Below are 15,565 nucleotides of genomic sequence, written 5' to 3'. Positions count from 1 at the left end.
TGACCAAAAAGGAGGGTAAATCGCCAATCCCCCATTGTTTCCTTGAAGCAGCTTCCGCTAAGAGATGAAAAAGGCGAAGGGGGGCGGCATGAGCGACGAATTCGATCACAATGACACGCATTCCGACGGCCTGACCGAAGGCGATTACAGCCTGCAGCGCCGCGATATCGCCGCGATCCTCTACGCCGTGGACGCCAACGATCAGGCCAAGTTGATCGCACTGATGGAACCGCTGCACGCGGCCGACATCGCCGACCTTCTGGAACAGCTCAACACCTATGACCGCTGCCGGCTGGTGCGGCTTTACGACCGTGAATTCGACGGCGAAATCCTGTCGGAACTCGAAGAAGGCCTGCGCGAGGAAATCATCGCCATCCTGCGACCCGATGTCCTGGCCGATGCGGTTCGGGACCTGGAATCGGACGACGTGGTCGACCTTGTCGAGGACCTCGACGAACCGCAGCAGGAAGCCATCCTCGGCGCGCTGGAAGATGCCGACCGGGTCGCGGTCGAACAGGCGCTGACCTATCCCGAAACCTCTGCCGGGCGCCTGATGCAGCGCGAAGTGGTGGTGGCGCCGGAACACTGGACCGTGGGTGAAGCGATCGATTTCCTGCGCCGGGCCGAGGAATTGCCGGAACAGTTCTACCACGTTGTGCTGGTCGATCCGCGCATGCACCCCAAGGGCAACGTGACGCTGGGCAAGCTGATGAGCTCGCGCCGAAACACCAAGCTGACCGAGATCGTCGAGGACGTGTTCCAGGTCTTTCCGGTGCTGCAGGACGAAGCCGATGTCGCCTATGCGTTCAACCAGTATCACCTGATTTCCGCCCCGGTGGTCGATGAAAGCAACCGGCTGGTCGGGGTTATCACCATCGACGACGCGATGACAGTGCTTGACGAGGAACACGAGGAAGACATCCTGCGCCTCGCCGGTGTCGGCGACGAGGCAAGCCTGACCGACACCATCTTCGAGGCCGCGAAGGGCCGGGCGCTGTGGCTGTTCGTCAACCTGCTGACCGCGATCCTCGCCTCGCTTGTCATCGGGGTGTTCGCCGAAACCATCAACCAGATGGTGGCGCTGGCGGTGCTGATGCCGATCGTCGCCTCGATGGGCGGCAATGCCGGCACCCAGACGATGACGGTGACGGTGCGGGCGCTGGCCACCCGCGACCTGACCGCGCAGAACGCGATGCGGGTGGTGCTGCGGGAAGTTTCCGTGGGCGCGGTCAACGGGGTGATCTTCGGCTGCCTGATGGCGCTGGTCGCCGCCTTTTGGTTCGGCGTGCCGATGCTGGCGCTGGTGATCGCGCTGGCGATGCTGGGCACCCAGGTCGCTGCGGCCCTTGGCGGGATCGTGATCCCGATGGCGCTCGACCGGGCGGGGATCGACCCGGCGCTCGCCTCCGGGCCTTTCGTGACCACGGTGACTGACGTGGTGGGTTTCTACGCCTTCCTTGGACTCGCAGCATGGGTGTTGATGTGATGGATCTGACAGAACAGAAAGCGGCGGCGCGCAAGGCTGCCTTCGCCCGCCGCAAGGCCGCGCACGAGGCCGGTCTGTCCGGCAGCGCCTCCTTCCTGTCGGAAGTCATCGCCGGCTATCGTGGGGTCCCGCTGTCGGGATACATGCCGATCCGCACCGAAATCAGCCCGCTGCCGGCAATGGCGGAAGCCGCCGCTTACGGACCCGTCGGCTTGCCGGTCATCCAGGGCGCGGGCCTGCCGTTGAAATTTTCCCGCTGGGAACCGGGCTGCGCAATGATCAAGGGTCCGTTCGGCGCCGAGATTCCGGCGCGGGAGGATTTCATCACCCCCGAAATCATGATCGTGCCGCTCGTCGCCTTCGACCGGCGCGGCGGCCGGCTCGGCTATGGCGGCGGTTTCTACGACCGCACGCTGGAAATCCTGCGCGCCAACGGTCCGGTGCTGGCCATCGGTTTTGCATATGCCGCGCAAGAGGCTGAGGGCCTGCCGCTCGAAGCCACCGATCAGCCGCTCGACATGATCGTCACTGAACAGGGTGTCCTCAGCTTCTGATTTTCTCCTTTTTGAAAATATCCCGGGGGAGTCGTGGCTTGCCACGACGGGGGCAGCGCCCCCCCCAAGCGCCCCCGGTGGTAGGATTCGAACCCGGAAGAAACCGGATTTGCGTCCTGTCTCTTGCACCTTTCCGCGCGGCGGCCTAGGCAAGCGGTATGAGAATTCTATTCCTAGGCGATGTGATGGGGCGCGCGGGCCGGCGCGCCGTGAGTGAAAACCTGCCGCGCTTGCGTGAAGAATGGCGGCTGGATTTCGTCGTGGTCAACGGCGAGAACGCCACTGGCGGCATGGGCTTGTCGGGTGGTCATGCGAAACTGCTTTTCGATGCCGGGGCCGATTGCGTGACGCTGGGCGATCACGCCTTCGATCAGAAGGACATGCTGAGATTCATCGAGGGCGAACCGCGCCTCATTCGCCCGATCAATTTTGCCAAGGGCGCGCCGGGACGCGGCCACCGGGTGTTCACCGACCATCGCGGCCGCAAGGTTCTGGTGGCGCAGGTTCTGGGCAACGTGTTCATGAAACGCGCCTTCGACGATCCGTTTTCCGCCATTGACTCCGTGCTGCGCCAGCACGTTCTGGGCGGTGCGGTGCAGGCGGCGATCGTCGACATGCATTGCGAGGCGACCAGCGAAAAGATGGGCATGGGCCATTTCTGCGACGGCCGCGCCAGCCTGGTGGTCGGCACCCACACCCACGTGCCCACCGGCGATGCGCAGATTCTGCCGGGCGGCACCGGATTGCTGAGCGATGCCGGCATGTGCGGCGATTACAACAGCGTCATCGGCATGGAAAAGGCCGAACCGATGCGCCGCTTCGTCACCGGCATGCCGAAAGAGCGCTTCACTCCGGCGCTGGACGAAGCCACCCTGTCGGGCGTTTTCATCGAAACCGACGACAGGACGGGCCGGGCGACCGACATCCGGATGATCCGGCAGGGCGGGCGGCTGCAGCAGGCCGGGCTTTGAACGGCTGTATGGCATTGCGGTGACGACGCGGTGTCGTGTTGCGCTGTGCCGTGACAAAGCCCTTGTTGTGGCCCGCGTGCTGGGCGAAACTGCCGCGGATTGTCACCAAGCGAGCGGATCTGAATGCTGCTGATTGAGTTGTCCCAGACCGGACAGGCCGTGTTGACCCTGTGCGTCGTGCTGGGGATGTTCATCCTATTCGTCAAGGAAGTGCTGCCCACCGAGGTGGTGGCGATTACCGGCGTTGCGGTGTTGCTCGTGCTGGGGCTGCTGCCGTACGAAGCGGGGCTGGAGGTGCTATCGAACCCCGCCCCCTGGACCATTGCCGCCATGTTCATCGTGATGGGGGCGCTGGTGCGCACCGGGGCGTTGGACGCCTTCACCGCCGCGGCCGACCGCAAGGCGCAGAAAAGTCCGAAGATAGCGCTGGCGATGCTGCTGGCGGTGGTGGTGGTCGCCTCGGCGATCATGAACAACACGCCGGTGGTGGTGGTGATGATCCCGGTCTTCGTGCAACTGTCCCGCACGATGGGGGTGTCGTCGTCCAAGCTGTTGATACCCCTCAGTTACGCGGCGATCATCGGCGGCACTCTGACGCTTGTCGGAACCTCGACCAACCTGCTTGTCGACGGGGTGGCGCGGGCACAGGGGATGAAAGGCTTCTCCATTTTCGAAGTCACGCCTCTGGCGGTTGCGCTGGTGGCCTGGGGGATGATCTACCTGCTGCTTTTCGGGCGCAAATTGATACCTGACCGGACCTCGATGGCCTCGATGCTGTCGGACCGCTCGAAGATGAAATTCTTTACCGAGGCGGTGATCCCGCCCGAATCCAACCTGATCGGGCGCGAAGTGCTGGGTGTGCAGTTGTTCAAGCGCGAAGGCGTGCGGCTAATCGACGTGATCCGCGGCGACACGTCGCTGCGGCGCAATCTCAAGGACGTCAGGCTGCAGGTCGGCGACCGGGTCGTCCTGCGCACCCAGATGACCGAACTTCTGAGCCTGCAGCGCGACAAAAGCCTGAAGCGGCTGGACCAGGTCGGCGCAGTGGAAACCTCCACCGTCGAGGTGCTGATCACGCCGGGGTGCAAGATGGTCGGGCGGTCGCTGGGGTCGCTGCGTCTGCGCCGCCGCTATGGCGTTTACCCGCTCGCGGTGCATCGGCGGAACCAGAATATTGGCCTGCAGCTCGACGAACTGGTGGTGCGGGTCGGCGATACCCTGCTGCTGGAAGGCGCGCCCGAGGACATTCAGCGCCTCGCCCGCGACATGGAAATGGTCGATGTGAGCCACCCGTCCGCGCGTGCCTTCCGCCGGGGGCACGCGCCGCTGGCGGTGATCGCGCTGTTGTCGGTGGTGGTGCTGGCGGGCCTGGGCGTGGCGCCGATCCTGTACCTGGCGATGATCGCGGTCGGCGTGGTCCTGGTCACCCGATGCATCGATTCTGACGAGGCTTTTTCCTTTATCGACGGCAGGTTGCTGGCGCTGATCTTTGCCATGCTGGCGATCGGGGCGGCGCTGGATCATACCGGGGCGGTGGCGCTGATCGTTGACGCGGTGGCGCCCCACCTGACCGGCCTGCCGCCGTTCCTGATCATCTGGGGCATCTACCTGCTGACCTCGGTGCTGACCGAAATGGTGTCGAACAACGCGGTGGCCGTGGTGGTGACGCCGATCGCCATCGGGCTGGCCGGTGCGATGGGGATCGACCCGCGCCCCTTGGTGGTGGCGGTGATGGTGGCGGCGTCCTGCAGTTTCGCCACCCCGATCGGGTATCAGACCAACATGCTGGTCTACGGGCCGGGCGGGTACAAGTTCACCGATTTCCTGCGGGTGGGCATTCCGCTGAACCTAAGCATGGGAATCCTCGCCTCGGCGCTGATCCCGTTGATTTGGCCGCTCTGAGGCGCTTCATTTCCGGGCCGGAGGCTTGCAGCCCCCCGCCCGGGTGCAATATAGAACATCGCAAACCAAGCGAAATCGATCGGAGGCATCATGGCCGGCCATTCAAAATGGGCGAATATTCAGCACCGCAAAGGGCGCCAGGACGCCGCGCGGTCGAAGCTGTTTTCTAAACTGTCGAAGGAAATCACCGTCGCAGCGAAGATGGGCGATCCCGATCCCGACAAGAACCCGCGCCTGCGGCTGGCGGTGAAGGAAGCAAAGTCGAATTCGGTGCCCAAGGACGTGATCGACCGCGCGATCAAGAAGTCGCAGGCGGGCGAGGGCGACGAATACGAAGAAATCCGCTACGAGGGCTACGGCCCCAACGGCGTGGCGGTGATCGTCGAGGCGATGACCGACAACCGCAACCGCACCGCGTCGAACGTGCGCTCGACCTTCACCAAGAACGGCGGCAACCTGGGCGAAACCGGGTCGGTCGGCTTCATGTTCGAACGCAAGGGCGAAGTGTCCTATCCGGCGGAAGTGGGCGATGCCGACACCGTCATGATGGCGGCGATCGAAGCGGGCGCCGAGGACGTGGAAAGCTCCGAGGACGGCCACATCATCTATTGCGCCGATACCGACCTGAACGAGGTGTCGAACGCGCTTGAGGGCGAACTGGGCGAGTCGGAGTCGACCAAGCTGGTGTGGAAACCCACCACCACCACCGAGCTGGACCTCGAAGGCATGCAGAAGCTGATGAAGCTGGTGGATGCGCTGGAAGACGACGACGACGTGCAGCGGGTCACCACCAACTTCGAAGCCTCGGACGAGGTGATGGAACAGCTGTAAAAAGCGGTTCACAGAGCGAATTCGGCGTCCCTCGGGGCGCCGTTTTGCATTTTGGGCGACGAGGAAGCGGCTTTCGGCGTGCGAAAAGATGTCTCATTGTGATGTGTTTGTTGCGATTGGACGGGAGTTTCTATCAAAAGTTTGTCTTTTTGAGATGTTTCCGCCTTGTTTGGGACTTGGGTGGGTAAGAGCCCAATAAGCCGGCGTTTCCGGGGCGTGGCAGCCACAAACAGCCCCGCTCGCTAGGAGAGGGGCGTCTGCGACAACTGCGGAAAGCCCACGGTGGAAAAGTCTGGGGACGCAAGAGGCCTGTGGATAAGCGCGGGATAACTTTTAGGTCGTGCTGTGGATAACTGTGTGGATAAAGCATTTATTCCGCATTATATCAAGTGCTTACATGTTGTCTTGCTGGATGAGTTCATCCCGCGCAACGCGCCGGATCGACCGTTCCAGCGGGGTAAGCGCGCGGGCCATCAGCCGACTGGACTGCCAAAAGAGCGGGATATCATACTCGGCGTCCGGAATCAGCGGCACCAGGGCGCCGGATCGCAGGTGATCGCGCACCAGTGGCTCGGGATTTAATCCCCAGCCCATCCCCAGCAAGGCCGCGTCGACGAAGCCCTGAGTGGACGGAATGAGATGCGATTTCGGTCTGTGGATAACTTGGAAATATTCTTTCAACCAAGTATATTGAAGATCATCCTTCATGTTGAAAACTAGCATGGGGGCCTGCAGCAGATTCACCGGTGTGACGCCTGTGGATAAGTATCTGGACATGAAATTCGGGCTCGCCGTGGCGATATAGCGGAATTTTCCCAGCTTCACGCTGTCGCAACCTTTCGGCGGACGCGCGACCGAAGTCACTGCGGCGCTGACGTCGCCGCGTTTCAACCATTCGGCGGAATGATCCTGATCGTCCACCACCAGATCGAAGTAATGCGACGGGTGTTCGGCCAGCGCCGGTAGCACCCAGGTCGCCAGGCTGTCGGCATTCACCGCGATACGCAGCCGGGCCGAGGGCCGCGGCAGCGTATCGCTGACCCGGCTTTCCAGCAGCGCGACCTCTTCGGCATGGCGCGCCAGCCGCATCCCGGCTTCGGTGCCGCTGCAGGGCTGGCCGCGCAGCACCAGCGGCGATCCGATCCGTTCTTCCAGATGGCGGATCCGCTGCGACACGGCGGATTGGGTCACATGCAACTGTGCCGCCGCCGCTTCGAAGCTGCCGGTGCGCAACACCGCAGCCAAGGTTTCCAGCTGGTCATAGTCGAACATTAGGAAATTTTATGAAAGTGAAGTTTCTTTAATTTGAATATCCAACCTGCCGGCGCTAGTCAAAACCCGAAAGCGAATGAGGGTGAAATGGACGCATGGACCGCGGGATACGGGCTTGGCCTGTCGCTGATCGTTGCGATCGGGGCGCAGAATGCCTTTGTCCTGAAACAGGGGCTGTTGCGCGAACATGTTCTGCCGATCGTACTGATCTGTGCGATCAGCGACGCGGCCCTGATCGCGGCCGGGGTGGCCGGGTTTGGCGGGCTGGCGCTTGCGCTGCCGTGGCTGGAACCGGTGATGCGGTGGGGCGGGGCGGCCTTCCTGTTCCTTTACGGCGCCAAGGCCTTCTTCGCCGCATGGCGCGGGGCAGGGGCGCTCAAGGGCGGCGGCGCGGCCGCGCCGTCGCTCTGGGCCGCGGTCGCCACCTGCCTGCTGTTCACCTGGGCCAATCCGCATGTCTATCTCGACACGGTGGTTTTGCTCGGCTCGGTGTCGTCGCAGTATGACGACCGGCTGTCCTTTGCCTTGGGCGCCAGCGCCGCCAGCCTGACGTTCTTTTTCGCCCTCGGGTACGGCGCCCGCATCTTGGCGCCGGTTTTCGCCAAGCCCCGCGCCTGGCAGGTTTTCGAGGCGATGGTGGGTGCGATCATGTGGGCGGTGGCCGCGACTCTGCTGTTCTGACCCGATCATGGCTTGCGGATCGGTGCGGTTCGTGAATTCATGCTGCGCATGAGTACAGAAAGAACTTCTCGACCGGTGGTTGGCGTCTTCTGGATGCTGGTGACCGGGGTCCTGTTCGTCTGCGTGACGGCACTGGTCAAGCTGCTGGGCCCGCGTGTCCCGGCCCCCGAGGCCGCGTTCCTGCGCTATGTCATGGGATTGATCTTCGTGATCCCGATGCTGCGGCCGCTGCTGCGATCGGGGCTGACCCGGCGTCAGTGGGGGCTGTTCGCGGCGCGCGGGCTGGCGCATTCCTTCGGCGTGGCGCTGTGGTTCTTTGCGATGGCGCGCATCCCGATCGCCGACGTGACGGCGATGAACTACATGTCGCCGATCTATGTCACGCTGGGCGCGGCGTTGTTCCTGGGGGAAAAGCTGGCGGCGCGGCGTATCTTCGCGGTGATCATGGCGCTGGTCGGGGCCTTTATCATCCTGCGACCGGGATTCCGCGAAGTCGGCCCGGGGCATCTGGCGATGCTGGTCACGGCGCTGGTTTTTGGTGCCTCTTACCTGCTGGCGAAGGTTCTGGCCGAAGAGGTCAACGCCGCCGTCGTGGTGGCGATGCTGTCGATCTTCGTGTCGATCGGACTGGCGCCGCTGGCGATCCTGAACTGGGTTACGCCGGACGGCACCGCCCTGTTCATCCTGTTCTGCGTCGCCTGCGCGGCCACGGCGGGGCATTACACGATGACGCTGGCCTTCGCGGCGGCACCGGTGGCGGTGACCCAGCCGGTATCGTTCCTGCAACTGCTCTGGGCGGTCCTGCTGGGTTATTTCGTGTTCGACGAAGGGGTCGATATCTGGGTTGTCGTCGGCGGTTTCGTGATCGTCGGGTCGGTCACCTTCATCACCTGGCGCGAAGCGGTGCTGAAGCGGCGCATGGTGACGCCGCCGGCGCTGGCGACAAAGGTGTGACCCAAGGCGCGGCGGATCAGCCGCCGCGCGGATCCAGCAGTTTCGACAGCACCTGTTCGGCGGTGATCTGGCCGATGACCTGCCCCTGATCGCGCACCCCGACCGGGCCGTTGCGGACATGCTCCATCACCTCGCGGATGCTGGTATCGGCGCTGACATGGGTCGCGTGGGCGCCGCTGGCCGGTTCCATCACGTCGCGGGCGCACAGCACGCCCAGCGGGTTCATGTAGGCGACGAATTCGGCGACATAGTCGGTGGCCGGCGCGGTGAAGATTTCCTGCGGCGTGCCGCATTGCACGATCCGGCCGCCTTCCATGATGGCGATGCGGTTGCCGATCTTGAAGGCCTCGTCCAGATCATGGCTGACGAAGATTATGGTGCGGTTGAGTTCCTTCTGCAGGTCCAGAAGTTCGTCCTGCAATCGGGTGCGGATCAGCGGGTCGAGCGCCGAGAACGGTTCGTCCATCAGCAGGATCGGCGCATCGGTGGCAAAGGCGCGGGCCAGCCCGACGCGTTGCTGCATGCCGCCCGACAGGTCGGACACCTTGCGATCGGCCCAGTCCGACAGGCCGACGAGCTTCAGCTGCTCCTCGGTCTTGGCGGCGCGGTCGGGCTTGGACATGCCGGCCAGCTCCAGCCCTAGCCAGACGTTTTCGCGCACCGTGCGCCAGGGCAGAAGGCCGAATTGCTGGAACACCATTGCGACCGATTTCTGCCGGATGCGGCGCAGGGTCTTGGCGTCCGAATGGGTGACGTCTTCCATGCCGGTTTCGGTCGCGACCTCGACATTGCCGCGCACCACCGGATTCAGCCCGTTGACCGCGCGCAACAGGGTCGACTTGCCGGAGCCCGACAGGCCCATAAGGACGAGGATTTCGCCCTCTTCGACCTCAATCGAACAGTTGTGCACGCCCAGCACCTGGCCGGTTTCGGACTGGATGTCAGGGCGGCTTTGGCCGGCATCCATCAGCGGCAGCGCCTGGTCGGGCCGGTCGCCGAAGACGATGGAAACGTTGTTGAAGGATACGGCGGTTGTCATTTGCGGTCCAATCTCAGCATGCGGTCGAGAAGGATGGCCAGAACCACGATGACGAAACCGGATTCGAAGCCAAGCGCGGTGTTGACCTGGTTGAGCGCGCGCACCACCGGCACGCCGAGCCCATCGGCCCCCACCAGCGCGGCGATGACGACCATCGACAGCGACAGCATGATGGTCTGGTTCAGCCCGGTCATGATCTGCGGCAGCGCGTAGGGCAGTTCCACCTTCACCAGCGTCTGGTGCGGCGTCGCGCCAAAGGCCTGTGCCGCCTCGAGCAGGGCTTGCGGCGTCGAGGTGACGCCGAGATGGGTCAGCCGGATCGGTGCCGGCAGCACGAAGATCACCGTGGCGATCAGCCCCGGCACCATGCCGATGCCGAAAAACACGATGGCCGGGATCAGGTAGACGAAGGTGGGCAGGGTCTGCATCAGGTCCAGCACCGGGCGCATCGCGGCATAGAGCCGGGGCCGGTGCGCGGCGGCGATGCCGACCGGCACGCCCAGCCCCATGCAGACGACACAGGCCGACAGCACCAGGGTCAGCGACTCGGTGGTTTCTTCCCAGTAATCCTGATTGAGGATGAACAGGAAGCCGAGGGCCACCAGAAGCGCGGTTTTCCAGTTCCGGTGCAGCGCGAAGGTCAGCGCGGCAAAGATTGCGATGATGATCAGCGGATGCGGGGTTTGCAGTACCCACAGGATCGCGTTGATCAGCGCCTCAAGCGCTTCGGACAACGCGTCGAAGAAGACGACGAAATTGGACTGCAGCCAGTCGAAGACGGCGGCGGCCCATTTGCCCACGGGGATTTTGCTTTCGGTGATCCAGTCCATTCGGGTCCTGCCCAGATTCTAGGGGGTTGCGGGGGCGATGCGCGAATTCATTGTCAGGGCGCTGCCCTGTCAGGTCGCATCGGCCCCCTCCTGTCCTCCCCCCGGTCCGGGGGAAGGGACCTTACGGAGAGGAAGGGTCAGAGCCCGAGAGCGCCCTTGACGGCCGCCATCGCGTCGCCGCCATCCTTGGTGGTGACGCCGTCAAGCCAGCCTTCCAGCGGTGCCGGGTTGGCCTTCAGCCAGGCGCTCGCCGCTTCGGCCGGATCCTCGCCGTCATCCAGGATCGCGCCCATGATTTCGTTTTCCATCGCCAGCGAGAAGTCCAAGTTGGTCAGCAGCTTGCCGACATTGGGGCATTCGCTGACATAGCCCGCGCGGGTGTTGGTATACACCGTCGCGCCGCCCAGATTGGGGCCGAACCAGTCATCGCCGCCGGTCAGGTAGGTCATGTCGAAATTGGCGTTCATCGGATGCGGTTCCCAGCCCAGAAATACCACCGGTTCGCCCTTGCGGTCGGCCCGTGCGACCTGCGCCAGCATTCCCTGTTCGGAACTTTCCACCACCTCGAACCCGTCGAGGCCGAACGCGTTTTCGCCGATCATGTCCATGATCAGCCGGTTGCCGTCATTGCCCGGCTCGATGCCGTAGATCTTGCCGTCCAGCGCGTCCTTCTGTGCCGCGATGTCGGCGAAATTCTTGATCCCCAGATCGGCCGCGGCCTTGTTCACCGAAAGGGTGTATTTCGCGCCTTCCAGATTGGCGCGCACGGTGTCGACGGTGCCGGCGTCGCGATAGGGCGCGATATCGGCTTCCATCGTCGGCATCCAGTTGCCCAGGAAGATGTCCACGTCGCCGCCGGCGAGCGACGTATATGTCACCGGCACCGACAGCACCTTGATGTCGGTGTCATAGCCCAGGGCCTCCAGCACCACGGTGGTGGCGGCGGTGGTGGCGGTGATGTCGGTCCAGCCCACATCGGAGAAAGTGACCTCTCCGCAATCGGCCAATGCGGGGGTGGCGGCCATGAGGGCCAGCACGGAAAGCGTCGATTTGATGGTCATTGATATCTCCCAGCGTTTTTTCTTGATTGACGAGTCAATAAAAATACTTTCTAGCTTCATAAGGCAAGGAGTTTCGACATGCCTAAGCTGGGAATGGAGCCTATACGCCGCGCCGCGCTTGTAAAAGCGACAATCGCGGAGATCGGCGAAAGCGGCACTTTGGACGTGACGGTCAGCCAGATCGCCAAGCGTGCCGGCATGTCCAGCGCGCTGGCGCATCATTATTTCGGCGGCAAGGAACAGATTTTCCTCGCGGCGATGCGCCATACGCTGACGCTCTATGCCGCCGAGGTGCGGGGCGCGCTCGGCATGGCGACGACACCGGCGGAACGGGTCGAGGCGATCGTCAGGGCCAGTTTCAGCCAGACCAATTTTCGCCGCGAAGTGGTGGCGGCTTGGTTGAACTTCTACGTCCTGGCGCAGGTTTCGGACGAAGCGCAGCGGTTGCTCAGGGCCTATCAGAATCGGATCCGGTCAAACCTCAGCTACAGCCTGCGGCCCTTGGTGGGCACGCGGGCCGTGGAAGTGGCCGATCGCATCGCGGCGCTGATCGACGGGGTTTATCTGAAGCACACGCTGGGCCATGACCAACCCGACCGCGATCATGCGGTGGAGCAGGTTCTGCGGTGTTTCGAGCTGGAAGCGGCAAGGGGGTCGGTATGAGCAGACCCAATATCCTGATCCTGATGGTGGACCAGCTGACCGGCACCCTGTTTCCCGACGGGCCGGCCGACTGGCTGCACCTGCCCAACCTGAAGAAGCTGGCCGAGCGATCAACCCGCTTCCGCAACGCCTATACCGCCTCGCCCCTCTGCGCGCCGGGGCGGGCGTCGTTCATGTCGGGGCAATTGCCCTCGGCCACGCGGGTCTATGACAATGCCGCCGAATTCGCCTCCTCGCTGCCGACCTACGCGCATCACCTGCGCCGGGCCGGATATCAGACCGCGCTGTCGGGCAAGATGCATTTCGTCGGTCCCGATCAGCTGCACGGGTTCGAGGAACGTCTGACCACCGACATATATCCCGCCGATTTCGGCTGGACCCCGGATTACCGCAAACCGGGCGAGCGGATCGACTGGTGGTATCACAACATGGGATCGGTGACCGGTGCCGGCGTGGCCGAGATCAGCAACCAGATGGAATATGACGACGAGGTCGCCTATCACGCCACCCGCAAGGTCTACGATCTGGCGCGCGGCCATGACGACCGCCCGTGGTGCCTGACCGTCAGCTTCACCCATCCGCACGATCCTTACGTCGCGCGGCGCAAATACTGGGCCCTTTACGAGGATTGCGACCACCTGCTGCCCGAAGTCGGCCCGATCCCCTACGAGGATCAGGACCCGCATACGCAGCGCATTTTCGACGCCAATGACTGGCGCTCCTACGACATCACCGAAGGTCACGTGCGCCGAGCGCGCCGCGCCTATTTCGCCAACCTCAGCTATCTCGACGACAAGATCGGCGGCATCCTGGAAGCGCTGGAAACCACCCGGCAGGACAAGGGCACGATCATCTTGTTCGTGTCCGATCACGGCGACATGCTGGGCGAGCGGGGCCTGTGGTTCAAGATGAGCTTTTACGAGGGATCGTCGCGCGTGCCGATCATGATCGCGGCGCCTGATATGGAACCGGGCCTCGTTACCGCGCCAGTGTCGAACATCGATATCTGCCCGACGCTGTGCGATCTGGCAGGCGTCAGCATGGACGAGGTGATGCCATGGACCACCGGCGAAAGCCTTGTTCCGATGGGGCAGGGGGGCGAACGCACCTCCCCGGTGGCGATGGAATACGCCGCTGAGGCGTCCTATGCGCCGATGGTGTCGCTGCGCTACGGCAAGTGGAAATACAATCGCTGCGCGCTGGATCCCGACCAGCTATTCGATCTGGAAACCGACCCGCATGAGTTGACCAACCTGGCGGATGCCCCGGCCCATGCCGGGACGCTGGCCAGCCTGCGCGCGAAATCCGAGGCGCGCTGGAATCTCGACCGTTTCGATGCCGAGGTGCGCGAAAGCCAGGCCCGCCGCTGGGTTGTCTACGAGGCGCTGCGCCAGGGCGGTTATCACCCGTGGGATTACCAGCCGCTGCAAAAGGCCAGCGAACGCTTCATGCGCAACCACATGGACCTCAACGAGGTCGAGGAAGGCCAGCGTTTCCCGAGGGGCGAATGATGGATACCGAACGCGCCCATACCTTCAGCACCCGGCACAAGGCCAGCCTGCTGCAAAGCGCGCAGGCCGGGTGTTTCCATTGCTGCGCGATCTTCGATCCGGCCGAGATCGACGAATGGATCGAGGAGCCGCCCTACAAGGAGCGCCCGGCGGGCGAAACCGCCATCTGCCCCCGTTGCGGCATCGACGCGGTTCTGGCCGGGGCCGACATGCCGCTGACGCCCGAATTCCTGAAACAGATGAACAAACGATGGTTCCGAGAATGAAACTGCAACCTGAAGCCAGCCATTTCGTGAACGGCCGTTATGTCGAGGACAAGGCGGGGGCAGAGATGAAGGTGATCTATCCCGCCACCGGCGAGGTGATCGCGCGTCTGCACGAAGCCACCCCGGCGGTGATCGAGGAGGCGATCACCTCGGCCCGCGCCGCGCAGGCCGACTGGGCCGCGAAGAGCGGCACCGAGAGAGGCCGAGTGCTGCGCCGCGCTGCCGATATCATCCGCGAACGCAATCGCGAATTGTCGGTGCTGGAAACTCACGACACCGGCAAGCCGTTGCAGGAAACGCTGGTCGCCGATGCCACCAGCGGCGCCGATGCGCTGGAATATTACGGCGGGCTGGCGGGCAGCCTGACCGGCGATCACATCCCGCTGGGCGATGGCAACTGGGCCTATACGATCCGCGAAGCCCTGGGTCTGTGCGTCGGCATCGGGGCGTGGAATTATCCGACGCAAATCGCCTGCTGGAAGGCCGCGCCCGCGCTGGCCTGTGGCAATGCGATGGTGTTCAAGCCGTCCGAAACCACGCCGCTGTCGGCGCTGAAAGTGGCCGAGATACTGGTCGAGGCCGGGCTTCCGGCGGGGCTGTTCAACGTGGTGCAGGGGGCTGGGGCCGTCGGCGCGCCGCTGGTCACCGACAGCCGCGTCGACAAGGTGTCGCTGACCGGATCGGTGCCGACCGGGCGCAAGGTCTATGCCGCCGCGGCGCAAGGCATGAAACACGTGACGATGGAACTGGGCGGCAAGTCGCCGCTGGTGATCTTCGATGACGCCGATCTGGACGGCGCGGTCAGCGGCGCAATCAACGGCAATTTCTATTCCTCCGGGCAGGTCTGCTCCAACGGTACGCGCGTTTTCGTGCAGAAGGGCATCAAGGACGCCTTCCTTGCCCGTCTGGCCGAACGGCTGCGGGACGCCGTCATCGGCGATCCGCTGGACGAGGCGACGAATTTCGGCCCGATGGTCAGCGAAGGCCAGCTTGGCATTGTCGAGCGCTACATCGCCAAGGGCGTCGAGGAAGGCGCGCGGCTGGTGACAGGGGGGAAAAGGATCGACCGCGACGGGTTCTATATCGAACCTACCGTTTTCGCCGATGTCACCGACGACATGGTGATCGCGCGCGAGGAAATCTTCGGCCCCGTCATGTGCGTTCTGGATTTCGAGGACGAGGACGACGTGCTGGCGCGCGCCAACGATACCGAATTCGGCTTGGCGGCGGGCGTGTTTACCGCCGACCTGACCCGGGCGCACCGGGTGGTCCAGCGCTTCGAGGCGGGCACCTGTTTCATCAATTCCTACAACGATGCGCCGGTCGAGGTACCGTTCGGCGGGGCCAAGATGTCGGGCGTGGGCCGGGAAAACGCCCGCGCCGCGATCGAGCATTACAGCCAATTGAAATCGGTCTTCGTGCGTATGGATGCCTGCGAGGCGGCGTTCTGAGTTTCAAGGGCAGGGGCTGCCGCCTCGGCGTGCCGCCCGCCCACCCACCCCGGCCCGCCGAGGCGGCTTCGGGGACGTTCCTGAAGGTGTGAA

15 protein-coding genes are annotated in these 15,565 nt (G+C 63.7%); 11 read left to right on the top strand and 4 right to left on the bottom strand.

From position 1 onward, the window contains the following. The first annotated feature begins 88 nt into the window (after positions 1 to 88). From mgtE to IT775_RS15360, 5 genes are all read left to right on the top strand, one after another. Positions 89 to 1,486, top strand: a complete 1,398-nt coding sequence (gene mgtE / locus IT775_RS15380; protein WP_212702105.1) for a magnesium transporter — start codon at positions 89 to 91, stop codon at positions 1,484 to 1,486. Then, complete coding sequence (locus tag IT775_RS15375; RefSeq protein ID WP_218958633.1) at positions 1,486 to 2,040, top strand: 5-formyltetrahydrofolate cyclo-ligase; 555 nt, start codon at positions 1,486 to 1,488, stop codon at positions 2,038 to 2,040. The genes mgtE and IT775_RS15375 overlap by 1 nt, the downstream gene beginning before the upstream one ends. A 158-nt stretch (positions 2,041 to 2,198) precedes the next feature. Continuing rightward, entirely contained in the window at positions 2,199 to 3,011 is an 813-nt protein-coding gene (locus tag IT775_RS15370) for a TIGR00282 family metallophosphoesterase (protein ID WP_212702104.1), read from the top strand. A 123-nt stretch (positions 3,012 to 3,134) separates the two neighbouring features. Further along, positions 3,135 to 4,913: an SLC13 family permease gene (locus IT775_RS15365; RefSeq protein ID WP_212702103.1), complete on the top strand. Its 1,779-nt coding sequence runs from the start codon at positions 3,135 to 3,137 to the stop codon at positions 4,911 to 4,913. A gap of 90 nt (positions 4,914 to 5,003) precedes the next feature. Next, positions 5,004 to 5,744 carry a YebC/PmpR family DNA-binding transcriptional regulator gene (locus IT775_RS15360; protein ID WP_212702102.1) on the top strand — a complete coding sequence of 247 codons (741 nt, stop codon included), beginning with the start codon at positions 5,004 to 5,006 and terminating at the stop codon, positions 5,742 to 5,744. A gap of 393 nt (positions 5,745 to 6,137) precedes the next feature. On the opposite strand, the gene IT775_RS15355 is transcribed toward IT775_RS15360, so the two are convergent. After that, the gene (locus IT775_RS15355) at positions 6,138 to 7,016 is read right to left on the bottom strand and encodes a LysR family transcriptional regulator ArgP (protein WP_212702101.1); all 879 of its coding nucleotides are present in this window, start codon (positions 7,014 to 7,016) and stop codon (positions 6,138 to 6,140) included. An 87-nt stretch (positions 7,017 to 7,103) separates the two neighbouring features. Here IT775_RS15355 and IT775_RS15350 point away from each other — a divergent pair, with 87 nt between their 5' ends. Further along, a complete protein-coding gene (locus tag IT775_RS15350; protein ID WP_212702100.1) occupies positions 7,104 to 7,697 on the top strand; it encodes a LysE/ArgO family amino acid transporter in 594 nt (197 codons plus the stop codon). 48 nt (positions 7,698 to 7,745) lie between these two features. Beyond that, positions 7,746 to 8,651 (top strand): DMT family transporter, encoded by a 906-nt coding sequence (locus IT775_RS15345; RefSeq protein ID WP_212702099.1) that lies wholly within the window; start codon positions 7,746 to 7,748, stop codon positions 8,649 to 8,651. Between the two features lie 16 nt (positions 8,652 to 8,667). On the opposite strand, the gene choV is transcribed toward IT775_RS15345, so the two are convergent. The 3 genes from choV to IT775_RS15330 form a co-directional block, all read right to left on the bottom strand. Next, on the bottom strand, positions 8,668 to 9,690 hold the full coding sequence (gene choV, locus IT775_RS15340; protein ID WP_212702098.1) for a choline ABC transporter ATP-binding protein: 1,023 nt from the start codon (positions 9,688 to 9,690) through the stop codon (positions 8,668 to 8,670). Beyond that, positions 9,687 to 10,520: a choline ABC transporter permease subunit gene (choW, locus tag IT775_RS15335; RefSeq protein ID WP_212702097.1), complete on the bottom strand. Its 834-nt coding sequence runs from the start codon at positions 10,518 to 10,520 to the stop codon at positions 9,687 to 9,689. The genes choV and choW overlap by 4 nt, the downstream gene beginning before the upstream one ends. 137 nt (positions 10,521 to 10,657) lie before the next feature. Then, entirely contained in the window at positions 10,658 to 11,581 is a 924-nt protein-coding gene (locus IT775_RS15330; RefSeq protein ID WP_212702096.1) for a choline ABC transporter substrate-binding protein, read from the bottom strand. A 78-nt stretch (positions 11,582 to 11,659) separates the two neighbouring features. Here IT775_RS15330 and betI point away from each other — a divergent pair, with 78 nt between their 5' ends. Genes betI through betB form a run of 4 tightly spaced genes read left to right on the top strand, consistent with a single transcriptional unit; the run spans position 11,660 to position 15,472 of the window. Further along, positions 11,660 to 12,244 (top strand): choline-binding transcriptional repressor BetI, encoded by a 585-nt coding sequence (betI, locus tag IT775_RS15325; protein WP_212702094.1) that lies wholly within the window; start codon positions 11,660 to 11,662, stop codon positions 12,242 to 12,244. Next, on the top strand, positions 12,241 to 13,755 hold the full coding sequence (gene betC, locus IT775_RS15320; protein WP_212702093.1) for a choline-sulfatase: 1,515 nt from the start codon (positions 12,241 to 12,243) through the stop codon (positions 13,753 to 13,755). The genes betI and betC overlap by 4 nt, the downstream gene beginning before the upstream one ends. After that, entirely contained in the window at positions 13,755 to 14,021 is a 267-nt protein-coding gene (locus tag IT775_RS15315) for a cytoplasmic protein (protein WP_212702091.1), read from the top strand. The genes betC and IT775_RS15315 overlap by 1 nt, the downstream gene beginning before the upstream one ends. Further along, positions 14,018 to 15,472 carry a betaine-aldehyde dehydrogenase gene (betB, locus tag IT775_RS15310; RefSeq protein WP_212702085.1) on the top strand — a complete coding sequence of 485 codons (1,455 nt, stop codon included), beginning with the start codon at positions 14,018 to 14,020 and terminating at the stop codon, positions 15,470 to 15,472. The genes IT775_RS15315 and betB overlap by 4 nt, the downstream gene beginning before the upstream one ends. Positions 15,473 to 15,565: the final 93 nt, after the last annotated feature.

The sequence above is a fragment of the Thalassovita aquimarina genome (assembly GCF_018219815.1).
GTDB classification, from domain to species: Bacteria; Pseudomonadota; Alphaproteobacteria; order Rhodobacterales; family Rhodobacteraceae; genus Thalassobius; species Thalassobius aquimarinus.
This window is presented reverse-complemented; position numbering and strand designations above follow the sequence as displayed.